Consider the following 22,457-nt stretch of genomic DNA (forward strand, 5'->3'; position numbering starts at 1 on the left):
CCAATCAGCAATTATCCTTAACCGAGTAGCTCTTTTAGGATTTGGTTCACTTGCTGCGGGTTGGCACTACCACGACTGGCTTTCATGACTTGACCGACCAGACCATTAAAGGCTTTTTCTTTACCGCCACGATATTCTTCAACCATGGCTGCATTCTTAGCGATGACTTCTTCAACGATGGCTTTGATAGCACCCGTATCGGTTTCTTGCTTAAGCCCTTTTTCTTCGATGATTTTGTCAGCTGCGTCATCAGCATCTCCGCCTTCGCGCTCGTATAGGGCGCTAAAGACTTTCTTCGCCAATTTGCCAGACAAGGTGTCGTCTTTGATACGCGCTAGCATACCAGCCAATTGCTTGGCGCTGATAGGGGAGTCAGTAATTTCTTTATCATCTTTATTTAGCGCACCGAGTAGGTCACCCATCACCCAGTTGCCAGCCATTTTGGCATCTGCTTGCCCAATTTCTGCGACCACAGCTTCAAAGTAATCTGCAATTTGACGACTACCAGTCAAGATACGAGCATCATATTCTGATAGACCCAGCGCTGCTTCAAAACGCGCACGACGAGCAACTGGTAGCTCAGGCATTGCTGCACGAATGCTATCGACAGTATGCTGTTCGATACGCACAGGCAGCAAGTCAGGTCAGGGAAGTAACGATAATCGTTGGCGTCTTCTTTGGTACGCATCACACGAGTTTCGTCGCGCTCAGGATCATAAACATCGTTGCCTGCATACTTGGCCACCGTCCCTCTAAAATATCAATTTGACGCTCGATTTCGCGATTGATAGCGCGTTCGATAAAGCGGAACGAGTTGAGGTTTTTTAGCTCAGTGCGCGTACCCAATTCAGCACCAGGCTTACGGATAGAGACGTTACAATCACAGCGGAATGAGCCTTCAGCCATCACTGCGTCTGAGATACCAAGCCACGTGACCAGCTGATGAATGGCTTTGATATAGGCAAGTGCTTCATGAGCTGAGCGCATGTCTGGCTCAGAGACGATTTCGATTAGTGGCGTACCAGCACGGTTCAAATCTACACCAGTCATACCATCGACTGCGTCATGGACAGATTTACCTGCATCTTCTTCTAGATGCGCGCGAGTGATACCCATACGTTTCGGATATTCGTTCTTTTCACCTTCATTGACGACAACATCGATGTAGCCTTCACCCACGATAGGATTGGCCATCTGAGTGATTTGATAGCCTTTAGGCAAATCAGGGTAAAAGTAGTTTTTACGGTCAAACGTATTAAACAGACCCAGCTCAGCATTGACACCGATACCGAATTTTAATGCGCGATCGACCACACCAGCATTTAACACTGGCAATACACCAGGTAGACCCAAATCGACGATGCTAGCTTGGCTGTTTGGCTCATGACCAAAGTCAGTCGGCGCACTTGAGAAGATCTTACTTTCCGTATTTAGCTGGCAGTGAATCTCGATACCGATGACCACTTCATAACCATCGACGAAAAGCTCTTTACGCACGGCATGCTCGCGGACGGCATTGTTATCAGTAGTAGTTGCTGTGTTCATTATACCGTCTCCTTTGCGATGGTAGAGTGTTGTAAATGATGGTCGGTATGCTGCTGGAATAGATGAGCAGTCGTGAGCAATTGGCTCTCTTGCCAATGCTTACCGATGAGTTGTAAGCCAACAGGCAAACCTTCTGAGGTTAGACCAACTGGCTGACTGAGTGCAGGTAGACCCGCTAAGTTGACCGCGATGGTATAAACATCGCCTAAGTACATGGTCGCAGGGTCAAGGTTGTCGCTTAATTTATAGGCAGCGGTTGGTGCAGTTGGACTGGCAATCACGTCACAGCTAGCAAACGCCTCATCGAAATCTTTGACGATTAAGCGGCGGATTTTTTGTGCTTTAGTATAGTAAGCATCAAAGTAACCTGCCGAGAGCGCATAAGTACCGGTCAAGATACGGCGTTGTACTTCAGGACCAAAGCCTTCAGAGCGTGAACGCGTGTATAAATCTAGCAGATCGGTTGGATTCTCACAGCGATAGCCAAAGCGTACGCCATCGAAGCGTGATAGGTTAGATGATGCTTCTGCAGGCGCTAGCATGTAATAAGTGGCAAGCGTAATTTCAGGGTCAGTGATGTTCACTTCTACAATCGTTGCGCCCAGCTCTTCATATTTTTTCAGAGCAGCACGTACGGTTGTTTCTACCTCAGCGTCTAGTCCCGCACTAAAGTATTCTTTTGCCACACCAATGCGCAAGCCAGCAAATGGCTTATCACCAGCCGCGGCTTCTGCATCATTGATGTCTTGTACGTAGTCAGGCATATCGTATTTGATAGAAGTCGCATCGCGTGGATCGTGACCAATCATTGGCTGTAGCAGATAGGCACAATCTTTAGCGCTGCGACCCATGCTACCAGCTTGATCCAGACTTGAAGCGTAGGCAATCATACCAAAGCGAGAGACGCGACCATAGGTTGGCTTGATACCGGTTAGTCCACAAAATGAGGCAGGCTGACGAATAGAGCCGCCAGTATCACTACCCGTTGCGACTGGGACAAAACCTGCGGCAACGGCGGCAGCACTACCACCTGATGAACCACCAGGGACGCGCTCTAGGTTCCAAGGGTTCTGCACAGTGCCATAGTAAGAGCTACTGTTGTCTGAGCCCATCGCAAACTCATCCATATTGAGCTTGCCCAAGCTAATCATGCCTGCTTTGTCGATATTAGAAACGATGGTAGCATCATAAGGTGAGATAAAATTATGCAGCATCTTAGAGCCACAAGTCGTTAGTACACCTTGAGTACAAAAAATGTCTTTGTGCGCCATCGGTACACCAAGTAGTGGACGCTGATCGCCCTGAGCACGCATCTCATCTGCTGCCTTTGCTTGCGCGCGTGCTGTCTCAGAAGTATGAGTGATAAAGCTGTTAATCTTATTGTCTAGCGCGTCTATACGTTTGATGTAGTGTTCTGTCAGCTCAAGGCTGCTAAATTGTTTGTCTTGCAAGCCCGTAATAAGCTGCTGGGTACTTAATAAATGAAGTTCTGACATAAGGTGTCGTCCGTCAAAATGTGAATAGCATAAAGTAAAATAGGGTAGCGATTAAAGCAGCGCGCTGCTTATTCAATCACTTGTGGAACCAAATATAAGCCATCTTCAACAGCTGGGGCGACTGACTGATTGCGCGCGCGGTTGATATCGTGTTTGGCCACATCCCCGCAATTCTTGGCAAGCTTCATGAATGTTTGCTAAGGGTTTGATGCCTGTGGTATCCACGTTAGATAGCGTATTCATAAGTTTTAATACTTTACTAATATCGTCGGCATAGCTATCGGCTGTGCTTTCATCGACACCCAAACGTGCAAGGTTGGCAACTTCTAGGATTTCTTCACGGCTGACGTTGCTGTCAGACGTTGCTGGTTGTTGTGACATAGTTTCTCCAGTGAAGGACAGTTTTTGTTAGAGTAGAATGCGGCTAAAATAGACAAGCATTAGATATAGATAATTATTAACACAAACTAAAACAAGGGGTTTATCTTAAGATGTATATATAGTGGCTTTATTATAAAGCATCTGGCTTAAGTTTACAGAGCATGACGCTTGATTGATGCACAATATCAACCAAGATGGCGTGATTTGCAAAATTGACCGTATAATTCACGATTGATTCTCAATTGCTTACCCATTACGTTCTGAAATACGTTACAGTATGCACCTGTGCTGCTAAGAAAAATTACCGTTTGCCTGTAGAGCCTTGTTAGTTATTGAATTAAATGATGTTTCATTAAGTCGAATGGTATTTACTGCTATTTTAAACTTTGTAACAACTTTTAGCGTTTAAGACTAAAATCCTGACTTACTGATGCAAATATCTGTGTTTTTTTTGAGCCAAATCGGTATAATTTAGCTCAGTTTTTCCATTGCATCATTATTGCTTAGGTTTGACTTGTTGCGAGGTTCAAATTTCGCCATAAGTGATGTCTAACGACGACCTGCTCAACGCTGACGAGTAACGCCTCAGTCAATCTCATTCGCCTCATTCGCCTCATTTGTAATACGCTGGAAATATTAGTCATGAACCTGTTTGGATTTTTATCAAATAATATCGCTATCGACCTCGGTACTGCGAACACTCTCATTTTTATTCCTAATAAAGGCGTCGTACTTGACGAGCCTACGGTGGTTGCGTTACGAAGTAATCGTACACAAAACCCTACCGTTGCGGCTGTTGGTATTGATGCCAAGCAGATGCTTGGTCGTACACCTGCCAATATTACAGCGATTCGCCCATTAAAAGACGGCGTGATTGCTGACTTTGAAGTGACGCAAAAAATGCTCAAGCATTTCATCATGAAGGTAAAAGCCAAGCGTTTTATGGCGCAGCCTAACGTGGTGGTTTGTGCCTTGTAAGTCTACTCTGGTTGAGCGTAAAGCGATTCGTGAAGCGGTCTCATCAGCGGGCGCAAGTAAAGTGCTACTATTAGAAGAACCAATGGCGGCAGCGATTGGCGCAGGCTTGCCAGTTCATGAAGCCAGCGGTTCGATGGTGGTTGATATTGGTGGCGGCACGACGGAGATTGCCGTTATCGCTTTATCTGGTTGCGTTTATGCCGAGTCGATTCGTATCGGTGGTGATATGTTTGATGACGCTATTATCACCCATGTGCGCCGTACCCATGGTTGTGTGATTGGTGAGACGACAGCTGAGCGTATTAAGCACGAAGTTGGCTCTGCTTTGAATGAAGACAGTCAGTTAGAAGTCGAAGTTCGCGGTCGTAGCATGGCAGAAGGCGTGCCAAAAACCTTTACTGTCAACTCAGAAGAAGTACAAAAAGCCCTAAGTGATCCGCTGAGCGGTATCGTTAGCGCGGTGAAAGCGGCACTTGAGCAGACGCCACCTGAGCTGTCATCAGATATCGCAGAGCGTGGTATTGTTTTGACGGGCGGCGGTGCGCTGTTACGTGATTTGGACAAATTAATTTCAAGAGAGACAGGTCTACCTGTGACCGTTGCTGAAGATCCATTGACTTGTGTTAGCCGCGGCGGTGGTATTGCGCTTGACTTTATCAATAACAAAAGCTTGAACATGATTTTTGTTTAGATTGCTTTAGTTAAGCACTGCGGTATTGATAAATCATCTTCGTCGTGCTTGATGATAGCTTGCGTAAAAATAGTGGGTCAAAACAGTATAAAATTAAAGGTAGCCAGTTGCGCTGCCTTTAATTGCATTCATTAACTAGAACCCAGTACTGGCTACTGCTTATTTTATAACTCCTGAGTTAGACGACTTATGACCCCAAGTATTTTTGCGCGCCAGCCGTTAGCACTTCGTAAGACTGCCATTGTATTAATAGCAGCTCTAATACTGATGTGGTTCGATAGCAAAAATTCAGAATGGTTTAATCCAGTACGTAGTACCAGTCATGCCGCTATGCAGCCTATTTATGAGCTGTCACTGTTACCGAGTTATGCCAAGCATTGGGCAGGTGGCAGCTTACAGTCTAAAGAAGCGCTGCGCCGCGAAAACATGCAATTGAAGTCTCAGCTTATCCATGCGCAAGCCAAGTTACAGCAGCAAGATTATATTTTGGCACAAAATGCGCGCCTGCAAGGTATTTTATCAACGACCAAGCCTGAACAATTTGATCTTAATTTGGCACAGGTAATCGGTACAGACACCAACTTACTCAGACAAATCGTGGTGCTCAATAAAGGTGTTCAAGACGGGGTTCAAGTTGGACAGACAGTGATTGATGAAGACGGTATTTTAGGGCAGATTATTTGTCTATCCCAATACCAGTCGCCTACTATTGATTACTGATGAGCAGCAATCGGTTGCAGTTACAGTCAAGCGCACAGGTCAACGCGCTATCGTGACAGGGCAAGGTATACCAACCTCATTAAGCCTTGACTATGTGTTCAAAACATCAGACGTGCGTGTGGGTGATGAGCTGGTGTCATCAGGATTGGGGGGCGTATTCCAGCAGGTATCGTGTCGGCCGTATCGCCCATATTAAAGATACTCAAGCCGATAACTTTAGAAGTATAGAAGTGACCCCAGCGGCGAACTTTATCGATAATGCATATGTATTAGTCCTGCAAGATAAGCTGGTGAATAAAATAATATGACTCTCAATGACCGTTAAGAAGTTAGGCGCTCAATACGTAAGCACCAATCAGATAATGGCTGGCATCTATTTATTAACTGGTCTGTTTGTCGATACATTTTTAGCCATGGTTTTTATCCCATCAATGCCCACTCATGCTTTAACAGCAGCCATCAATACATTCGTTAAGGTAAGTACCCATGTCGTATCCTGATTCTGAGAATGCAACGGTACTACTGATTGCTACCATCATTCTAAGTTTTGTTATTGCGTCATCGCTTAATGTCTATCCGTTAAGTCCTAGTATGGCTACCTTACGCCCTATGGTCATGATCATGGTGCTGATTTTTTGGTTATTATTTCAGCCACGCTATGTTGGTATTTTTACAGCATTTACCATCGGTCTCATTGCTGACTTACTCATGGATACCCATTTGGGACAGCAAGCCTTTGCCGCCGTGGCAGTCGCCTTCTTCATAAAAATAACCAGTATTTATATTAGGCAACTAAATACCATCAGTGCATGGTTATTAGCGAGCTTAGGATTGGTTGTTTTTCAATTATGTTTATGGATATTGCAGATGTTTATCCAAAATGTCTTTGTCGCACAATCTGCCTTATCACTGTTGATGAGTATCATCAGCTGGCCATTGGTACTACTGGCTTTGCGTAAATTTGCGTCATAAGAAAAATTCTGCTGATAACCAATAAGATTTTAGCGCTGGTGTTTATTAATCCTGACTAACTAATATTAATGCACTAAGAGGCAGCAGTTTTCGGTAGTAGGCAGATAAATTCAGATATAAAGAGAGTAGCGATGGATATTATTTTAGCTTCTGGTTCGCCGCGCCGTCGTGAGCTGTTAGAAAGAGCACAACTAGAATTTAGCACATTGAGTGTAGATGTTGATGAAACACAGCATGATGAGGAGTCACCCACAGACTATATCGAGCGCATGGTCGCCACTAAAGCTGAGGCTGCCATACAGCAACTAGCATCACGCTTGAAAACGGATAAAAGCTGTTTTTCTGACTCACTTATCATTTTAACGTCTGATACCATCGGTGTGCTGGCAGATGGTCAAACAGTTCTGGTCAAGCCAGTCGATCGTGAGCACGCTTATAGCATGTGGCAACAGATGTCTGATAATGTCCATGAAGTATGGACAGCGGTTCAAGCAACTTATATATCATTATCTTCTAAAGTGGCTAACAGCTCAACTCATGAGCCAGTATTTCAAATCATTAATCAGCAACGAATCACTGAGCGTACCGAAGTGACCTTTATAGCGCTCACTGCGGAGATGATGAGTAACTATTGGGAAAGTGGCGAGCCTGCTGATAAAGCGGGTGGTTATGGTATACAAGGCTTAGGTGCTATTTGGGTCAGCCGTATCAATGGTAGCTATACCAATGTCGTGGGTTTACCACTTCCACAAACGCTGGCGTTAATTAAAAACGTCACGGATATTGGTATCAAGTAAAATACGAGACAGAACCTGATGGAGATTATTGGTCTCTCAGAGATTGGTTGTCACTCTAACCTGCTGCACATAATAACACGCTAGAGTAATGGGCGAGAGCCAGCTGCATTTGTTACACTATAAAGATAATAGACGATGAACGTCTAACAAGAAAGCTGAGAGATAAGAGAAAAACATTATGTCCGAAGAGCTGCTGATTAATATTAGTCCAATGGAATCCCGTGTCGCAGTTTTAGACAATGGCATCTTGGGCGAAATTTATATTGAACGTCATCATAAATTGGGTCTGGTCGGCAATATCTATCTGGGTACAGTCGTACGCGTTTTACCTGGTATGCAGGCAGCATTCGTTGATATCGGGCAGTCGCGGACAGCATTTTTACATGTCAATGATATGCAGCGTGAGCCGCGTCCAGTAGCAGAAAATAAAAGTAAAGCGGCTGACAATAGCGATAAAAACTCGGATAGCAATATAGAAGATGCTGTGGTAGAAAATAGTACTGATAACTTGGCTGTCACGCCACCGGTGATTAGTATACAAAATACCGAAGTCATCCCTGTTTCTAAAACGTTGATTCAACATCGCTTGCATGAAAGCCAACGTATTTTAGTGCAAGTAACCAAAGATCAGTTGGGCAGTAAAGGCGCTCGCTTGACCACCAATATATCCTTGCCATCTCGCTATTTGGTGTATCTGCCCTCAAGCGAACACATTGGTATCTCTCAGCGCATTGATGGGGAAGAGGAGCGCACCCGTCTTAAAACTGAGTTGTCTAGTTTGATGCAAACGGTCAATCTAAAAGGCGGTCTCATCGCTCGTACCGCTGCTGAACGTGTCCCTGTCGATAAGCTTGAAGAAGACATTTATTATCTATTGCAACTGTGGCGTACCATCTGCGCGCGTCGCCAAGAGATGAAACAACATCAAAGTTCTGAGCTTATTTATCAAGAGCTATCATTACCGCTGCGCTCTATCCGTGATTTGGTACACGCGGATACCGAGAAAGTCATCATTGATAATGCACAAATTTACGCACAAGTCAGATCCTTTGCCAAAGAGTTTGTGCCTTTTGTCTATGACCGCATTGTACATTATACCGCTGAGCCATCCTTGTTTGATGTCCATCGTGTCGAAGATGATTTGCGTGATGCTTTAAAACGCCGCGTAGATTTAAAATCAGGTGGCTATCTCATTATCGACCAAACAGAAGCGATGACCACAATCGATGTCAATACGGGATCATTCGTAGGCGGGCGTTCGTTAGAAGATACGGTTTATAAAACCAATCTTGAGGCAACTCATGCAATCGCCCGTCAGCTGCGTTTGCGTAATCTAGGCGGTATTATCATCCTAGACTTTATTGACATGCTTGAACAGCAGCATAAAGATGATGTGTTAGAGAGTCTGCAATCACAGCTAGTACAAGACTATGCCAAAACTAAGATTACTCAGGTCAGTGAGCTTGGGTTAGTAGAGATGACGCGTAAACGTACGCGTGAGTCGCTCGGGCAGCAGCTATGTGAGCCGTGCTCGACCTGCCAAGGACGCGGCTTTGTTAAAACGGCTGAAACCGTGTGCTTTGAGATATTCCGTGAAATCATGCGTTGTGCTCGTACTTATAACTCTCCCAAGAAATTTACGGTCGTTGCCCATGCCGCAGTGATTGATTTACTTCTCACTTCAGAGTCAGACACGGTGGCAGATTTAGAGTATTTACTTGGTAGAGTGATTACCTTTGATGTCGAAAATCTCTATACTCAAGAGCAATATGACATTGTTTTGGATTGATGTTTCATAGCTTTAGATTAACAGTGCATAGTTATCAATTCATATAAGCGTGATTATTAAGCACAGATACGGTTGTTTACATATTACTGTTTATAAAGGGTATATCAAGTCGCTACAGATATTACCCTTGCAATGACTGAAATACTATGTATAATATACACCACTGAATTATATGCGCCGCCAATCAAACAGCGGGCGCTATGACAGCTAGAGCATCGTTTCTAGCACTATTTCATTATGCCTTTGCTGACATCCTATAATGGAAGGGTCGGCGGGGCTTTAAACTATTTTGCTTTTGGCACGCTACAAGTTCGGATAAAGAACTCATTCTGGTTAAGAACAGAAGGCCGCTTTAAGTGAATATTTAACCAAACGGCTTTTGATCATATCTTTGCAAAGCAAAAATGACAAAAGCACATATTAGGAGCTTGCTGGCATGGCTAACCAGAGAATCCGTATCCGTCTTAAGTCTTTTGATCATCGTCTGATTGATCAATCTGCACAAGAGATTGTTGATACTGCAAAGCGCACCGGTGCGCAAGTTTGTGGTCCTGTACCGTTGCCGACTCGCATTGAGCGCTTCAACGTTCTAACTTCACCACACGTAAACAAAGACGCTCGTGATCAGTACGAAATCCGTACTCATAAGCGTATGGTTGACATCGTTCAACCTACCGACAAAACTGTGGATGCGCTAATGAAGCTTGACTTGGCGGCGGGTGTTGACGTTCAAATTGCTTTGGGTTAATGCACATAAACACCCAACCCATTAATATAAGATATAAAGAGGTCTAAAATGGCGATCGGTTTAGTCGGTAAAAAATGCGGCATGACCCGTGTCTTCACTGAAGCAGGCGCATCTATCCCTGTAACAGTGGTTGAGATCAGTGCTAATCGCATTACTCAAGTAAAAAATACTGATGTAGATGGCTATCAAGCCATCCAAGTTACCACAGGTACCCGTCGTGACAGCCGCGTAGCAGCAGCTCAAAAGGTCACTTCGCTAAAGCTGGCGTTGCCGCTGGTCGTGGTGTTTGGGAATTTCGTGCCAATGATAGCGATCTTGAAGGTCGTGAAATTGGTGGTGAGATCCTAGCTGACTTGTTCGAACAAGGTCAGATGGTTGATGTCACAGGTAACAGTAAAGGTAAAGGCTTTCAAGGCGGCGTGAAGCGTCACAACTTCAGCATGCAAGATGCCACTCATGGTAACTCAGTATCTCACCGTGCCATTGGTTCAACTGGTCAAAACCAGTCACCAGGTAAAGTCTTCAAAGGCAAAAAAATGCCAGGTCAGATGGGTAACAAACGCGTTACCGTTCAGGGCCTAGAAGTGATATCGGTTGATGTTGAAAAAGGGTTACTTGTCATCAAGGGTGCTATCCCAGGTGCCACCGGTGGCGATGTCATCGTACGTCCGTCAGTCAAAGCCTAAGCAAGGGGATTAACGTGGATTTAAAAACAGTTACAGGGGCGGCAGTTGAGCTTTCTGATACGGCTTTCGGTCGTGAATTCAACGAAGCACTAGTGCATCAAGTCGTCACCGCATATCTTGCTGGTGCTCGTCAAGGTACACGCGCTCAAAAAACCCGTGCCGAAGTTTCTGGTGGTGGCATTAAGCCATGCGCCAAAAAGGTACTGGTCGGCTCGTGCAGGTTCTATTCGTAGCCCAATCTGGCGTGGGGGCGGTCGTGCATTCGCGGCTAAACCACAAGATTGGTCACAGAAAGTTAACCGTAAAATGTATCGCGGTGCTATGCAGTGTATCTTAGCCGAATTGATTCGCCAAGAGCGTTTGATTTTGGTCGAAGAACTAAGCGTTTCTGGACCTAAGACTAAAGAGTTGATTGCAAAGTTAGGTGAGTTAAATGCATCACGTGCATTAATCGTCACTAAAGAAGTTGACGAAAACTTATACTTAGCTGCTCGCAACATCCCACATGTCAATGTACTTGATACAAGTGAAGTGGATCCAGTGAGTTTGATCGCTTTTGATAAAGTGATCATGACAGTCGAAGCTGCGAAACAATTTGAGGAAGCACTAGCATGAATAACGCAAGACTTTATCAGATCCTAAGAGGACCTGTATTCTCAGAAAAATCTCAAATGCTTGGCGACTCACTTGGTGTGCAGGTATTTAAAATTGACTCTAACGCTACTAAGCTTGAAGTCAAAAAAGCGGTTGAGATGATGTTTGAAGGTGTTGAAGTTTTAAAAGTAAACACTTTGAATGTTAAAGGTAAGACAAAGCGTTTTGGTAAAAGTATCGGCCGTCGTAATGACTACAAAAAAGCCTACGTTACCTTAAAAGCTGGTCAAGATGTACAAATGGCTGATGCTGGTGAAGAGGTCGCGAATACGACTGCTTCTACTAGTGAAACAGCGAACAACGAATAAGGATTACACTCATGCCTATCGTAAAAGCAAAGCCAACATCACCAGGCCGTCGTTTTGTTGAAAAAGTGGTGCATCCACACCTTTATAAAGGTCGTCCGTTTGCAGCGCTTCTCGAATCAAAAAGTAAAACTGGTGGTCGTAACAATAATGGTCGCATAACGACTCGTCATATTGGCGGTGGTCATAAGCAGCATTATCGTATTATCGATTTCAAACGTACTAAAGACAATATCCCAGCCACGGTAGAGCGTATTGAATACGATCCTAACCGTACTGCGCACATTGCTTTACTTAAGTACGCTGATGGCGAACGTCGCTATATCATTGCTGCTAAAAAACAAGCAGTTGGCGATACAGTAATGTCAGGTGAGCTATCACCAATTCGTCCAGGTAACTGTTTACCGCTAAAAAACATCCCATTGGGTACTGTGATCCATAATATCGAACTTAAAATCGGTAAAGGCGCACAGATGGCTCGTGCGGGTGCTAGCGTTCAGTTGTTAGGTCGTGAAGGTATTTATGCTATTCTACGTATGCGCTCTGGCGAAACTCGCCGTGTACACGTGAACTGCCGTGCCGTTATTGGTGAAGTTTCTAACACTGAAAACAACTTGAAATCACTTGGTAAAGCCGGTGCTTCACGTTGGCGTGGTGTTCGTCCTTCTGTTCGTGGTGTTGCTATGAACCCGGTTGATCACCCACATGGTGGTGGTGAAGGTCGTAATAAAGGTCGCCATCCAACCAGCCCTTGGGGTCAGAAGTCTAAAGGACTTAAAACGCGTAGTAATAAGCGTACTGACAATATGATCATCCGCCGTCGCGCCAAGAAGAAATAAAGGAAGAATTTCATGCCTCGTTCATTGAAAAAAGGTCCATTCATAGACGCGCATTTGTTTGCCAAAGTTGAGAATGCATTAGACACCAACTCACGCAAGCCAATTAAGACTTGGTCGCGCCGCTCGATGATCCTACCACAAATGGTTGGCTTAACCTTGTCTGTTCACAATGGCCGTACTCATGTACCGGTTATCGTGAGTGAACAGATGGTTGGTCATAAACTAGGTGAATTTGCCCCGACTCGTACGTATCGTGGTCATGGCATTGACAAAAAAGCTAAGAGATAAGGTGCTTACCATGGAAGTAACTGCAAAATTACGCGGTGCCGCCATATCGGCACAAAAAGTTAGACTCGTTGCCGATGAAGTTCGTGGCAAATCTATCGAGCGTGCTTTGGATATCCTAACGTATAGTAATAAAAAAGGCGCTGTATTTGTTAAGAAATGTCTTAACTCAGCCATCGCCAATGCCGAACACAACAACGGTCTAGATATTGATACCCTTAAAGTATCAACCATCTACGTTGATGAAGGCATTACGCTAAAACGTATCCTACCACGTGCTAAAGGTCGCGCTGATCGTATCAGTAAGCGTACCTGTCACATCACTATAAAGGTAGGAGAATAAGTTATGGGTCAAAAAGTACATCCAATCGGAATTCGTCTTGGTGTTGTAAAGAAGCATAACGCAAACTGGTATGCTAACCCTAAACAATACTCAGAATACCTAATCAACGACATTCAAGTTCGTGAATATCTGCGCAAAAAGCTTGATAGTGCTATGATTAGCAAAATCATGATTGAGCGTCCTACCGGTGCTGCTAAGATTACCATCGCCACTGCGCGTCCTGGTATCGTTATCGGTAAGAAAGGCGAAGACATCGAAAGACTTCAAAAAGAATTGACCAAAATTATGGGCGTACCTGCTCAGGTCAACATTGAAGAAATCACCTCGCCTGATCTTGATGCTCATCTAGTAGCGGAAGGTATCGCAAGTCAGCTTGAGCGTCGTGTTATGTTCCGCCGTGCTATGAAGCGCGCCGTACAGAACAGCATGCGTTCTGGTGCTAAAGGTATTAAAGTTGAGCTGTCTGGCCGTCTTGGCGGTGCTGAGATTGCTCGTACTGAATGGTACCGTGAAGGTCGTGTGCCATTGCATACACTACGCGCTGATATCGACTATTCGTCAGTACGTGCGGAAACTACTTACGGCACCATCGGTGTAAAAGTTTGGATCTTCCGTGGCGAAATCCTTGACGGTATGAACAGTGTATACAATCCCGTTAAAGAAGAGCAGACTCGTGCGCCAAAACGCCGTGGTCGTGGAAACGGAAACCGTCGAAACACAGACAGAGGTTAAACTATGTTACAGCCAAAACGTACCAAGTTTCGTAAAATGCACAAAGGTCGTAACACTGGGCTAGCTCATCGTGGAAGCACCGTTGCATTCGGACAAATTGGTCTAAAATCGTTGACTCGTGGTCGTATGACTGCCCGTCAAATTGAAGCAGCACGTCGTACCATCACTCGTAAAATTAAGCGTGGTGGTAAGATTTGGATTCGTGTATTCCCAGACAAACCAATTACCAATAAACCACTAGAAGTACGTATGGGTAAAGGTAAAGGTCCTGTAGAATATTGGGTATGCGAAATCAAACCTGGTAAAGTGCTATATGAACTCGAAGGGGTTTCAGAAGAACTTGCTCGCGAAGCGTTCACGCTTGCTGCAGCAAAACTGCCCTTTAAAACTACCATTGTTAAGCGGACGATAATGTAATGAAGATCAGTGAATTACGTGATAAATCATTAGAAGAACTGACTCAGTTACTTGATGAAAAGCAACTTGATGCTTTCCGTATTCGTATGGCTAAAGCAACTGGTCAGTTGGGTAATACCCATGAAGTACGTGTTAATCGTCGTGCGATTGCTCAGCTTCAGACTTTGATTAACGAGAAACAACGAGGCGACTCATGAGCGATAACAATCAAACAGCTAATGCTAGCGTATTGACAGGACGAGTTGTCAGTGACAAGATGGACAAGTCCATCACAGTTTTGATTGAGCGTCTGGTTCGTCATCCTTTGTATGGCAAGCAGCTTCGTCGTTCTACAAAAATCAAAGCCCATGATGAGAATAATGTTTGCCAACAAGGCGACCTTGTCCGCATCAAAGAAACGCGTCCAATCTCTAAAACCAAGTCTTGGACTTTGGTTGAAGTGGTTGAAAAAGTAGAAAAAATCTAAGTAAATTGCATTAAAAGCCAGAAGCTGTTAAAATAGCCGCCTTTTTAAGGATGCTGATTGCGCCGAGCGTATATCACTCACATTAAGAGTAGCAGCGGTTATTTTTATTAAAATGCCGACTACTCATACTGTGCTAGCGGCAGCAACTGGTTTTTATTGCTCATACGTGTGGAGTAACGCTATGATTCAGGTTGAATCGATGCTGGAAGTTGCAGATAATAGCGGTGCAAGACGAGTTCAGTGCATTAAAGTACTGGGTGGCTCTCATCGTCGTTATGCATCAGTTGGCGACATTATTAAAGTAACGGTTAAAGAAGCCATTCCTCGCGGTCGTGTTAAAAAAGGCGACGTGATGAATGCTGTAGTTGTACGCACCAAAAAAGGCGTTCGTCGTCCTGATGGTTCTGTTCTGCGTTTTGACGACAATGCTGCGGTATTGTTGAACCAAAATAAAGCACCGATTGCAACTCGTATTTTTGGACCGGTAACTCGTGAACTACGTGGTGATCAGTTTATGAAAATTGTATCACTAGCACCAGAAGTATTGTGAGGTAATCCATGTCAAAATTACGTAAAGGCGATACAGTTATCGTGATTGCTGGGAAAGACAAAGGCAAGCAAGGTACTGTACAAGCTGTAAAAAATGATCGTATTAAAGTTGAAGGCATTAATATTGTCACTAAACATCAGAAGCCAAATCAGGCAACTGGCGTTGAAGGTGGCATTCTTAAGAAAGAGCTTTTCTACATATCTCAAATGTCGCAATATTAAATGCGCAAACCCAAAAAGCTGATCGTATTACTTATCAGTTCGGCGAAGACGGCAAGAAACAACGCGTCTATCGTTCGAACGGTGAAGTAGTGGCGACTGCGTAAGACACTAAGGGTGTAATGGTAATGGCAAGATTAAAATCTTTATATAACGAAGAATTAAAGCAGCAAATCAAAGAAGAGCTTGGTTTGGCTAATGTGATGCAAGTGCCTAAAATCACTAAAATCACACTTAACATGGGTGTAGGCGGCGCGTCTCAAGACAAGAAATTGCTTGAAGGTGCAGTAGCTGACATGACCGCTATCGCTGGTCAAAAACCTGTCGTCACCAAAGCGCGTAAATCAGTTGCTGGCTTTAAAATTCGTGAAGAATGGCCAATTGGCTGCAAAGTAACGCTACGCGGTGAGCAAATGTACGAATTTTTAGATCGTCTCATTGCCATTGCAATTCCTCGTATTCGTGATTTCCGCGGTTTTTCACCTAAAGCCTTTGACGGACGTGGTAACTACTCATTGGGTATCAAAGAACAGATCGTATTCCCAGAAGTAGATTTTGACAAGATTGATCGTATCCGCGGTATGGATGTGACAATCACCACGTCAGCTCAATCTGATGAAGAAGGTCGCGCGTTGCTTAAAGCATTCGGCTTCCCATTTAAATAAGGTAAAGACGTTATGGCAAAGAAGAGCATGATTAACCGCGAATTAAAGCGCGAAAAAATGGTTGCTAAGTACGCTGATAAGCGTATCAAGCTAAAAGAAACTATCAGTGATATGACTGCAAGTGACGAAACTCGTATGGAAGCGATGCTAGAGCTACAAGCTCTTCCACGCAATTCATCGCCAGTACGTCTACGCAATCGTTGTGCTATCACCGGTCGTCCTCACGGTTACTTCCGCAAGTTTGGCTTATCACGCAATATGCTGCGTGAGCGTGTCATGCAAGGCGATGTGCCTGGTGTTCGTAAAGCAAGCTGGTAAGGGGTAACTATATGAGTATGCAAGATACCGTTGGGGATATGCTAACCCGTATTCGTAACGCACAAATGGCTAACAAAGTATCGGTAGCAATGCCGAGCTCTAAATTACGTAAATCAATAGCTGATTTGCTAGTTAGCGAAGGTTATGTGGCGAGCGCTGTTGTTACTGAAGAAGCGAACAATAAAGCAAGCCTATCTATCGAATTGAAATACTTCGAAGGCCGCGCTGTCATCGAAACGATTCAACGTTTTAGCCGTCCTGGTTTACGCCAGTTCCGCGGTAAAGACGCTATCCCTACTGTTAAGCAAGGTATGGGTGTTGCTATCGTATCAACTAGCCAAGGCATCATGAGTGATCGTGCTGCACGCGCTGCTGGTATCGGTGGTGAAATCGTCGCATTTGTAGCGTAAGCTACACGACGATAAAGTCTATTTGATGATTGTTAGATTTCTATTGATTGAGTAATAATGAATTATCTCAAATTGATAGGTGTCTAACGCAGTCAACTATGCTAAACTAACACGCTTTTTAGCCTGTTAGTTTTTTCGCTAATATAAAGAAGTTAATTTTTTAAGGAATATTCCTATGTCTCGTGTGGCTAAAGCCCCAGTGACACTGCCAAACGGCGTAAGTGTTACTTTGAACGATCGGCAGGTCGAAGTGAAAGGCAAGAACGGCATTTTGTCTTTACGCCTGCATGAATTGGTCGAGCTGAAACAGGAAGATGATGCGATCATTTTCTCACCTACAGTCGATTCAAAAGAAGCTATGATGCACACTGGCACCATGCGCGCTCTCGTTAACAACTATGTTAAAGGCGTGAATGAAGGCTTTGAAAAGCGCCTTCAGTTAATTGGTGTTGGTTATCGCGCACAAGTTGCTGGTAACAAGGTAACTTTGAACGTTGGTTACTCTCATCCAGTAGAATATACGTTGCCTGAAGGTGTGTCAGCTGAAACCCCAACGCAAACTGAAATTGTTTTGAAATCAAACAATAAACAGCAGCTTGGTCAAGCAGCGGCTAATATCCGCGGTTTCCGCCCACCTGAGCCTTATAAAGGTAAAGGTATTCGTTATAGTGACGAGCATGTGATTCGCAAAGAAGCCAAGAAAAAATAAGGTGAGTTGAAATGTTTGATAAAAAAGCAGCTCGTCTGCGTCGAGCTAAGAAAACCCGCGCATATCCGTTTCTTAGGCGTTCATCGCTTAACGGTTACTCGCACGCCAAAACATATTTATGCCCAGATTATCTCTCCTACCGGTGGTGAAGTGATTGCTCAGGCATCTACCTTAGACGGCAGCTTGCGCTCAGGCGCGACTGGCAATGCTGATGCAGCAACGTCTGTGGGCCAAATGATCGCAGAACGCGCAAAAGCAGCTGGTATCACTAAAGTTGCCTTTGACCGTAGTGGTTTTAAATATCATGGTCGAGTTAAAGCTTTAGCAGAAGCAGCTCGCGAAAACGGATTGGAGTTTTAATCATGGCTAGAAATGATAAAAATGATAAAAATGAACAGACTGACGGTCTAGTAGAACGCTTAGTTACCGTTGATCGCGTTGCAAAAGTTGTTAAAGGTGGTCGTATTTTCTCTTTCACTGCATTGACTGTAGTGGGCGATGGCAATGGTCGTGTTGGTTTTGGTCGCGGTAAAGCACGTGAAGTGCCAGCTGCTATCCAAAAAGCACTAGAAGCTGCCAAACGTAATATGATTACTGTTGAGCTTAATGATGCAACTTTGTATCATCCGATCAAAGCACGTCATGGTGCTAGTAAAGTTTATATGCAGCCTGCGTCTGAAGGTACTGGCGTAATCGCTGGTGGCGCAATGCGTGCTGTATTAGAAGTTGCTGGTGTCAAAGATGTTTTGACTAAATGTTATGGTTCTACCAATACTGCTAACGTTGTTCGCGCAACGTTTAACGGTTTACGTGATATGTCAACTCCAGAGAAGATGGCAGCAAAACGTGGTAAATCTGTAGACGAAATCTTGGGTTAACTTAGACTAGGTGAGTTACGATGAAAAAAATGAAAGTCACTCAATTTAAATCGGGTGCCCATCGCCTAAAGAGCCACAAAGCGAGCTTGAAAGGATTGGGTTTACGCCGTATTAATCATACTGTTGAAGTAGAAGATACACCTTCAACACGTGGTATGGTCAATCGCGTTAACTACATGGTAAAAGTGGAGGAAGCGTAATGGGTCTTAGATTAAATGAATTATCACCAGGTGTTGGTGCAAAGAAAACTGCCCAACGTCGTGGTCGTGGTATCGGTTCAGGTCTTGGTAAGACTGGTGGTCGTGGTGTAAAAGGTCAGAAATCTCGTTCAGGTTCTAGCATACGCTCAGGATTTGAAGGTGGACAAATGCCTTTATATCGTCGTCTACCTAAATTTGGTTTTACCAGTAAAATGGCAATGAAGACGGCTGAAGTACGTCTTTCTGAACTAAATAAAATTGATGGCGATGTGGTTAGCCTTGAAACACTTAAAGCTGCTAACCTAATCCGTCACGACATGAAGCGTGCCCGTATTATGTTGTCAGGCGAAGTCACTAAAGCTTATACCTTTAAAGGTATCAAAGTGACTAAGGGCGCTAAGCTAGCAATCGAAGCTGCTGGTGGTAGCATCGAGGAGTAGTAACGTGTCAAAACAATCAATGTCATCGACTGGTATACCGCTCAATCCATTTGCATTCATACGCAAGTATGATGAATTATGGACGCGTTTATTATTCTTAATCGGCGCATTGGTTGTTTATCGTTTAGGGTCACATATTCCAGTACCGGGTATCAATCCGGTCAACTTGGCTGATCTGTTTTCGCGCAACGAAAACACCATTTTGAGTATGTTTAACATGTTCTCAGGTGGTGCACTAGAGCGTATGTCTATTATGGCGCTCGGCATTATGCCGTATATTTCAGCATCGATTATTGTACAGATGATGTCTGCAGTATTACCATCGCTTGAAGCCCTCAAAAAAGAAGGCGAAGCGGGACGACGTAAGTTGAACAAGTATACCCGTCAAGGGACACTTGCTTTAGCCCTAGTACAGTCATTAGGAATGTGTGCTGGCTTAATCAGTCAAAATCTTACTTTATCTTCTGGTCTGACCTTCTATATTCCAGCGGTTACCTCATTGGTAGCGGGCGCTATGTTCTTGATGTGGCTTGGTGAGCAGATTACAGAGCGCGGCGTAGGTAATGGTATCTCAATGCTCATTTTTGCGAGTATTGTGGCTGGTACGCCAGGTATGATTTCGCAGTCTATTGAGCAGGTCAATCAAGGACAAATGAACTTGATTGTACTGTTTATTTTTGTGCTACTAGGCATCGCGGTTACTGCTGGTATCGTTTATATTGAACGTGCTCAGCGCCGTGTTCCAGTGAACTATGCACAGAAGCAGCAACAAGGTCGCAAAATATATGCTCAGCAGCAGTCACATTTGCCGCTGAAGCTTAATATGGCAGGGGTTATCCCAGCCATTTTTGCTAGCTCGTTGTTGTTTTTCCAGCAAGTTTAGGGCAGTGGGTCGGTCAATCAACTGATCCTACCCTTACACAAAAGATACTACAGAATATGGCATTGGTGTTGTCTCCAGGACAGCCGCTATATTTGGTTCTGTTTGGCGCGATGATTATTTTCTTCTGTTACTTCTATACGGCATTGGTATTTAGCCCACGTGAAGTAGCTGAAAACCTTAAACGTAGTGGTGCGTATATCCCAGGTATTCGCCCCGGACAACAAACTCAGCGTTACCTAGATCATGTATTAAACCGACTGACCTTTATTGGCGCGATGTATATGACGGTTATTTGTTTAATGCCAATGGTCGTCCAGTCATCGTTTGGTGTGCCGTTTCAACTCGGTGGTACGTCTTTACTGATTATGGTGGTTGTGGTAATGGACTTCATTTCGCAAATCCAAGCGCATTTGATGACCCATCAATATCATGATCAGACGTTAATTCAATCGCCCACTCAACCTTAAATGAGCGGTACGATATCTCAAAGGAGCATGCTATGAAAGTTCAAGCATCAGTTAAAAAGATTTGTGGTAGCTGTAAAGTTGTACGCCGTAAAGGCCGTGTACATATCATCTGTACAGCAGAACCTCGCCACAAGCAACGTCAAGGTTAATATTTAGTATTATAAAGTCTCAGACTTTTGTTACTATCTCAATTAATACTTGAAAAATGACGGCGGATGGGATATCATCCGCCACTTGCCGTAGTTTATGCAAAAACTTTTATAAGACCGTCAATGAATAGGCTTGTAATCAAGTCAAAGCAGCGATAATAATTATAAAAGCTTTAGTATTGACAGCAACAAATCTGAAAAATAAAGCCTTATTGATAAATAACGCTTATTTTTCTTTAATGGAGAGAAATCAATGGCTCGTATTGCCGGCGTAAACATTCCGGATAATAAGCATGCTGTTATTTCACTAACTTACATCTTTGGTGTAGGTCGTACCACTGCTCAGAAAATCTTAGAAGCAGTTGGCATTGCCCCTACTACTAAAGTTAGTCAGTTAGATGATACACAGTTAGATGCTATCCGTGCACAAGTTGCAAATTACATGACTGAAGGTGATCTTCGTCGTGAAGTGTCAATGAATATTAAGCGTTTAGTTGATCTTGGTTGTTACCGTGGCATCCGCCATCGTCGTAACCTACCAGTTAGAGGTCAGAATACTAAGAACAACGCTCGTACTCGTAAGGGTCCGACACGCCCTCTCAAAAGATAATTAACTTAGGAAGCTAAAAGATGGCTAAAGACACTCGTAGTCGCAAGAAAGTGACTCGTCGTTCAGTATCGGAGGGCATTGCCCATATCCATGCGTCTTTTAATAACACCATTGTTACGATTACCGATCGTCAAGGTAATGCACTGGCTTGGGCCACTTCAGGTGGACAAGGCTTCCGTGGTTCACGTAAATCTACACCATTTGCAGCTCAGGTTGCAGCTGAGGTCGCTGGTAAAGCGGCTCAAGAATATGGTGTTAAGAATATCGACGTTTTGGTCAAAGGACCAGGACCGGGTCGTGAGTCTGCGGTAAGAGCACTAGGTGCATTGGGTTATAAAGTTAACAGCATCTCTGATGTAACCCCAATCCCACACAATGGTTGCCGTGCGCCTAAAAAGCGCCGCGTCTAATATTAAAGACGAAGCTTTTTATCCCAAAAGCTTATAGGAGACATAACAATGGCCCGCTATATTGGACCAAAACTCAAATTATCACGTCGTGAAGGCACGGACTTAGGTCTTAAGTCTGGCGTTAAACCATACGACGTAAAAGAAAAAAGCTGGTCGTCCACCAGGTCAACACGGTGTAAGCCGTAACAAGACCTCAGAATATGCTTTACAGCTGCGTGAAAAGCAGAAAGTTAAGCGTATTTATGGTGTACTAGAGCGTCAGTTTGCTAATTACTATAAAGAAGCTGCTCGTAAGCGCGGTGCTACTGGTGAAAACCTGTTAGCCATGCTTGAGAGCCGTCTAGATAACGTTGTTTATCGCATGGGCTTTGGCTCAACTCGCGCTGAAGCACGTCAGCTAGTCAGTCATCGTACTGTTATGGTAAAAAAAGCTGGCCGTGATGAGTTTGTTCGTGTGAACATTCCATCAATTCAGTTGCAAGATGGTGATGTCATCGCTATCCAAGAGAAGTCTCGCGAGCAATTACGTATTAAAAACGCAATTGAGCTGGCTACCCAACGTGGTATTCCAGAATGGCTAGATGTTGACCACAGCAAATTACAAGGCACGTTTAAACAAGCGCCTGATCGTATTGATCTACCTGCTGAAATCAACGAAAGCTTGATCGTTGAGCTATACTCTAAGTAATGACGTACTGCTCGATGT

At 44.1% G+C, this 22,457-nt stretch carries 24 protein-coding genes and 10 pseudogenes; 31 read left to right on the plus strand and 3 right to left on the minus strand.

The window, feature by feature from the left end; genetic code table 11:
* Positions 1 to 17: 17 nt before the first annotated feature.
* The 3 genes and pseudogenes from gatB to gatC all read right to left on the minus strand — a co-directional run bounded on the left by gatB (position 18) and on the right by gatC (position 3,422).
* Positions 18 to 1,545 (minus strand): annotated as a pseudogene (gatB, locus tag G7Y90_RS07160) (Asp-tRNA(Asn)/Glu-tRNA(Gln) amidotransferase subunit GatB).
* Positions 1,545 to 3,041 carry an Asp-tRNA(Asn)/Glu-tRNA(Gln) amidotransferase subunit GatA gene (gene gatA, locus G7Y90_RS07165; RefSeq protein ID WP_250163791.1) on the minus strand — a complete coding sequence of 499 codons (1,497 nt, stop codon included), beginning with the start codon at positions 3,039 to 3,041 and terminating at the stop codon, positions 1,545 to 1,547. The pseudogene gatB and the gene gatA overlap by 1 nt, the downstream one beginning before the upstream one ends.
* Positions 3,042 to 3,109: 68 nt before the next feature.
* Positions 3,110 to 3,422 (minus strand): annotated as a pseudogene (gatC, locus tag G7Y90_RS07170) (Asp-tRNA(Asn)/Glu-tRNA(Gln) amidotransferase subunit GatC).
* A gap of 633 nt (positions 3,423 to 4,055) precedes the next feature.
* Here gatC and G7Y90_RS07175 point away from each other — a divergent pair.
* The 31 genes and pseudogenes from G7Y90_RS07175 (at position 4,056) to rpsD (ending at position 22,439) form a co-directional block, all read left to right on the plus strand.
* Positions 4,056 to 5,091, plus strand: a pseudogene (locus G7Y90_RS07175) (rod shape-determining protein).
* Positions 5,092 to 5,280: 189 nt separating this feature from the next.
* A pseudogene (gene mreC / locus G7Y90_RS07180) lies at positions 5,281 to 6,119 on the plus strand (rod shape-determining protein MreC).
* 178 nt (positions 6,120 to 6,297) lie between these two features.
* A complete protein-coding gene (mreD, locus tag G7Y90_RS07185; protein WP_045446600.1) occupies positions 6,298 to 6,783 on the plus strand; it encodes a rod shape-determining protein MreD in 486 nt (161 codons plus the stop codon).
* A 131-nt stretch (positions 6,784 to 6,914) separates the two neighbouring features.
* Positions 6,915 to 7,580: a Maf family protein gene (locus G7Y90_RS07190; protein WP_201603769.1), complete on the plus strand. Its 666-nt coding sequence runs from the start codon at positions 6,915 to 6,917 to the stop codon at positions 7,578 to 7,580.
* Between the two features lie 178 nt (positions 7,581 to 7,758).
* Positions 7,759 to 9,369, plus strand: coding sequence for an Rne/Rng family ribonuclease (locus G7Y90_RS07195; protein ID WP_201603771.1), 1,611 nt, complete (start codon positions 7,759 to 7,761; stop codon positions 9,367 to 9,369).
* Between the two features lie 436 nt (positions 9,370 to 9,805).
* Entirely contained in the window at positions 9,806 to 10,117 is a 312-nt protein-coding gene (gene rpsJ / locus G7Y90_RS07200) for a 30S ribosomal protein S10 (protein ID WP_010196670.1), read from the plus strand.
* A 48-nt stretch (positions 10,118 to 10,165) separates the two neighbouring features.
* Positions 10,166 to 10,803: pseudogene (gene rplC / locus G7Y90_RS07205) on the plus strand (50S ribosomal protein L3).
* Positions 10,804 to 10,817: 14 nt separating this feature from the next.
* Positions 10,818 to 11,418, plus strand: a pseudogene (rplD, locus tag G7Y90_RS07210) (50S ribosomal protein L4).
* Positions 11,415 to 11,765, plus strand: coding sequence for a 50S ribosomal protein L23 (gene rplW, locus G7Y90_RS07215; RefSeq protein WP_010196677.1), 351 nt, complete (start codon positions 11,415 to 11,417; stop codon positions 11,763 to 11,765). Before rplD ends, rplW begins: the two are co-directional and overlap by 4 nt.
* Before the next feature lie 11 nt (positions 11,766 to 11,776).
* Positions 11,777 to 12,601 carry a 50S ribosomal protein L2 gene (rplB, locus tag G7Y90_RS07220; RefSeq protein WP_250163792.1) on the plus strand — a complete coding sequence of 275 codons (825 nt, stop codon included), beginning with the start codon at positions 11,777 to 11,779 and terminating at the stop codon, positions 12,599 to 12,601.
* A gap of 12 nt (positions 12,602 to 12,613) precedes the next feature.
* Positions 12,614 to 12,889 carry a 30S ribosomal protein S19 gene (gene rpsS, locus G7Y90_RS07225; protein ID WP_010196682.1) on the plus strand — a complete coding sequence of 92 codons (276 nt, stop codon included), beginning with the start codon at positions 12,614 to 12,616 and terminating at the stop codon, positions 12,887 to 12,889.
* 10 nt (positions 12,890 to 12,899) lie between these two features.
* On the plus strand, positions 12,900 to 13,229 hold the full coding sequence (gene rplV / locus G7Y90_RS07230) for a 50S ribosomal protein L22 (protein WP_045446615.1): 330 nt from the start codon (positions 12,900 to 12,902) through the stop codon (positions 13,227 to 13,229).
* Between the two features lie 3 nt (positions 13,230 to 13,232).
* Positions 13,233 to 13,961: a 30S ribosomal protein S3 gene (gene rpsC / locus G7Y90_RS07235; RefSeq protein ID WP_045446618.1), complete on the plus strand. Its 729-nt coding sequence runs from the start codon at positions 13,233 to 13,235 to the stop codon at positions 13,959 to 13,961.
* Positions 13,962 to 13,964: 3 nt separating this feature from the next.
* On the plus strand, positions 13,965 to 14,378 hold the full coding sequence (gene rplP, locus G7Y90_RS07240; protein WP_055125273.1) for a 50S ribosomal protein L16: 414 nt from the start codon (positions 13,965 to 13,967) through the stop codon (positions 14,376 to 14,378).
* A complete protein-coding gene (gene rpmC / locus G7Y90_RS07245; protein WP_011279794.1) occupies positions 14,378 to 14,575 on the plus strand; it encodes a 50S ribosomal protein L29 in 198 nt (65 codons plus the stop codon). The genes rplP and rpmC overlap by 1 nt, the downstream gene beginning before the upstream one ends.
* Positions 14,572 to 14,844 carry a 30S ribosomal protein S17 gene (gene rpsQ, locus G7Y90_RS07250; protein WP_045446623.1) on the plus strand — a complete coding sequence of 91 codons (273 nt, stop codon included), beginning with the start codon at positions 14,572 to 14,574 and terminating at the stop codon, positions 14,842 to 14,844. The genes rpmC and rpsQ overlap by 4 nt, the downstream gene beginning before the upstream one ends.
* A 181-nt stretch (positions 14,845 to 15,025) precedes the next feature.
* Entirely contained in the window at positions 15,026 to 15,394 is a 369-nt protein-coding gene (rplN, locus tag G7Y90_RS07255; protein WP_010196702.1) for a 50S ribosomal protein L14, read from the plus strand.
* A gap of 8 nt (positions 15,395 to 15,402) precedes the next feature.
* Positions 15,403 to 15,719: pseudogene (gene rplX, locus G7Y90_RS07260) on the plus strand (50S ribosomal protein L24).
* Positions 15,720 to 15,740: 21 nt separating this feature from the next.
* Complete coding sequence (gene rplE, locus G7Y90_RS07265; protein WP_011512858.1) at positions 15,741 to 16,277, plus strand: 50S ribosomal protein L5; 537 nt, start codon at positions 15,741 to 15,743, stop codon at positions 16,275 to 16,277.
* Positions 16,278 to 16,289: 12 nt separating this feature from the next.
* Positions 16,290 to 16,595 carry a 30S ribosomal protein S14 gene (gene rpsN / locus G7Y90_RS07270; RefSeq protein ID WP_021813378.1) on the plus strand — a complete coding sequence of 102 codons (306 nt, stop codon included), beginning with the start codon at positions 16,290 to 16,292 and terminating at the stop codon, positions 16,593 to 16,595.
* 11 nt (positions 16,596 to 16,606) lie between these two features.
* The gene (rpsH, locus tag G7Y90_RS07275; protein ID WP_250163793.1) at positions 16,607 to 17,005 is read left to right on the plus strand and encodes a 30S ribosomal protein S8; all 399 of its coding nucleotides are present in this window, start codon (positions 16,607 to 16,609) and stop codon (positions 17,003 to 17,005) included.
* Positions 17,006 to 17,180: 175 nt separating this feature from the next.
* Positions 17,181 to 17,714: a 50S ribosomal protein L6 gene (rplF, locus tag G7Y90_RS07280; RefSeq protein ID WP_045446634.1), complete on the plus strand. Its 534-nt coding sequence runs from the start codon at positions 17,181 to 17,183 to the stop codon at positions 17,712 to 17,714.
* Positions 17,715 to 17,725: 11 nt separating this feature from the next.
* A pseudogene (rplR, locus tag G7Y90_RS07285) lies at positions 17,726 to 18,074 on the plus strand (50S ribosomal protein L18).
* Between the two features lie 2 nt (positions 18,075 to 18,076).
* Positions 18,077 to 18,592 (plus strand): 30S ribosomal protein S5, encoded by a 516-nt coding sequence (gene rpsE / locus G7Y90_RS07290; protein ID WP_010196711.1) that lies wholly within the window; start codon positions 18,077 to 18,079, stop codon positions 18,590 to 18,592.
* Between the two features lie 20 nt (positions 18,593 to 18,612).
* Positions 18,613 to 18,792, plus strand: a complete 180-nt coding sequence (gene rpmD / locus G7Y90_RS07295; protein ID WP_010196714.1) for a 50S ribosomal protein L30 — start codon at positions 18,613 to 18,615, stop codon at positions 18,790 to 18,792.
* Positions 18,792 to 19,232, plus strand: a complete 441-nt coding sequence (gene rplO, locus G7Y90_RS07300; protein ID WP_045446637.1) for a 50S ribosomal protein L15 — start codon at positions 18,792 to 18,794, stop codon at positions 19,230 to 19,232. The genes rpmD and rplO overlap by 1 nt, the downstream gene beginning before the upstream one ends.
* 19 nt (positions 19,233 to 19,251) lie before the next feature.
* Positions 19,252 to 20,582 (plus strand): annotated as a pseudogene (secY, locus tag G7Y90_RS07305) (preprotein translocase subunit SecY).
* A gap of 32 nt (positions 20,583 to 20,614) precedes the next feature.
* Complete coding sequence (gene rpmJ, locus G7Y90_RS07310; RefSeq protein ID WP_010196721.1) at positions 20,615 to 20,731, plus strand: 50S ribosomal protein L36; 117 nt, start codon at positions 20,615 to 20,617, stop codon at positions 20,729 to 20,731.
* A 253-nt stretch (positions 20,732 to 20,984) separates the two neighbouring features.
* Entirely contained in the window at positions 20,985 to 21,341 is a 357-nt protein-coding gene (gene rpsM / locus G7Y90_RS07315) for a 30S ribosomal protein S13 (protein WP_021813384.1), read from the plus strand.
* Positions 21,342 to 21,361: 20 nt separating this feature from the next.
* The gene (gene rpsK, locus G7Y90_RS07320) at positions 21,362 to 21,751 is read left to right on the plus strand and encodes a 30S ribosomal protein S11 (protein ID WP_045454458.1); all 390 of its coding nucleotides are present in this window, start codon (positions 21,362 to 21,364) and stop codon (positions 21,749 to 21,751) included.
* 48 nt (positions 21,752 to 21,799) lie between these two features.
* Positions 21,800 to 22,439, plus strand: a pseudogene (gene rpsD / locus G7Y90_RS07325) (30S ribosomal protein S4).
* Positions 22,440 to 22,457 lie beyond the last annotated feature (18 nt).

The organism is Psychrobacter sp. WY6 (genome assembly GCF_018448495.1).
GTDB lineage: Bacteria > Pseudomonadota > Gammaproteobacteria > Pseudomonadales > Moraxellaceae > Psychrobacter.

Excerpts from the sequence above, each read along its gene's own strand:
- rpsN (WP_021813378.1), top strand. The coding sequence starts at position 16,290 with ATGGCAAAGAAGAGCATGATTAACCGCGAATTAAAGCGCGAAAAAATG.
- rpsE (WP_010196711.1), top strand. The coding sequence starts at position 18,077 with ATGGCTAGAAATGATAAAAATGATAAAAATGAACAGACTGACGGTCTA.
- rplF (WP_045446634.1), top strand. The coding sequence starts at position 17,181 with ATGTCTCGTGTGGCTAAAGCCCCAGTGACACTGCCAAACGGCGTAAGT.
- rplB (WP_250163792.1), top strand. The coding sequence starts at position 11,777 with ATGCCTATCGTAAAAGCAAAGCCAACATCACCAGGCCGTCGTTTTGTT.
- rpmD (WP_010196714.1), top strand. The coding sequence starts at position 18,613 with ATGAAAAAAATGAAAGTCACTCAATTTAAATCGGGTGCCCATCGCCTA.
- rpsH (WP_250163793.1), top strand. The coding sequence starts at position 16,607 with ATGAGTATGCAAGATACCGTTGGGGATATGCTAACCCGTATTCGTAAC.
- rpmC (WP_011279794.1), top strand. The coding sequence starts at position 14,378 with ATGAAGATCAGTGAATTACGTGATAAATCATTAGAAGAACTGACTCAG.
- G7Y90_RS07190 (WP_201603769.1), top strand. The coding sequence starts at position 6,915 with ATGGATATTATTTTAGCTTCTGGTTCGCCGCGCCGTCGTGAGCTGTTA.
- gatA (WP_250163791.1), bottom strand. The coding sequence starts at position 3,041 with ATGTCAGAACTTCATTTATTAAGTACCCAGCAGCTTATTACGGGCTTG.
- G7Y90_RS07195 (WP_201603771.1), top strand. The coding sequence starts at position 7,759 with ATGTCCGAAGAGCTGCTGATTAATATTAGTCCAATGGAATCCCGTGTC.
- mreD (WP_045446600.1), top strand. The coding sequence starts at position 6,298 with ATGTCGTATCCTGATTCTGAGAATGCAACGGTACTACTGATTGCTACC.
- rpsQ (WP_045446623.1), top strand. The coding sequence starts at position 14,572 with ATGAGCGATAACAATCAAACAGCTAATGCTAGCGTATTGACAGGACGA.
- rplV (WP_045446615.1), top strand. The coding sequence starts at position 12,900 with ATGGAAGTAACTGCAAAATTACGCGGTGCCGCCATATCGGCACAAAAA.
- rpsJ (WP_010196670.1), top strand. The coding sequence starts at position 9,806 with ATGGCTAACCAGAGAATCCGTATCCGTCTTAAGTCTTTTGATCATCGT.
- rpmJ (WP_010196721.1), top strand. The coding sequence starts at position 20,615 with ATGAAAGTTCAAGCATCAGTTAAAAAGATTTGTGGTAGCTGTAAAGTT.
- rplE (WP_011512858.1), top strand. The coding sequence starts at position 15,741 with ATGGCAAGATTAAAATCTTTATATAACGAAGAATTAAAGCAGCAAATC.
- rplP (WP_055125273.1), top strand. The coding sequence starts at position 13,965 with ATGTTACAGCCAAAACGTACCAAGTTTCGTAAAATGCACAAAGGTCGT.
- rplW (WP_010196677.1), top strand. The coding sequence starts at position 11,415 with ATGAATAACGCAAGACTTTATCAGATCCTAAGAGGACCTGTATTCTCA.
- rpsC (WP_045446618.1), top strand. The coding sequence starts at position 13,233 with ATGGGTCAAAAAGTACATCCAATCGGAATTCGTCTTGGTGTTGTAAAG.
- rpsK (WP_045454458.1), top strand. The coding sequence starts at position 21,362 with ATGGCTAAAGACACTCGTAGTCGCAAGAAAGTGACTCGTCGTTCAGTA.
- rpsM (WP_021813384.1), top strand. The coding sequence starts at position 20,985 with ATGGCTCGTATTGCCGGCGTAAACATTCCGGATAATAAGCATGCTGTT.
- rplO (WP_045446637.1), top strand. The coding sequence starts at position 18,792 with ATGGGTCTTAGATTAAATGAATTATCACCAGGTGTTGGTGCAAAGAAA.
- rplN (WP_010196702.1), top strand. The coding sequence starts at position 15,026 with ATGATTCAGGTTGAATCGATGCTGGAAGTTGCAGATAATAGCGGTGCA.
- rpsS (WP_010196682.1), top strand. The coding sequence starts at position 12,614 with ATGCCTCGTTCATTGAAAAAAGGTCCATTCATAGACGCGCATTTGTTT.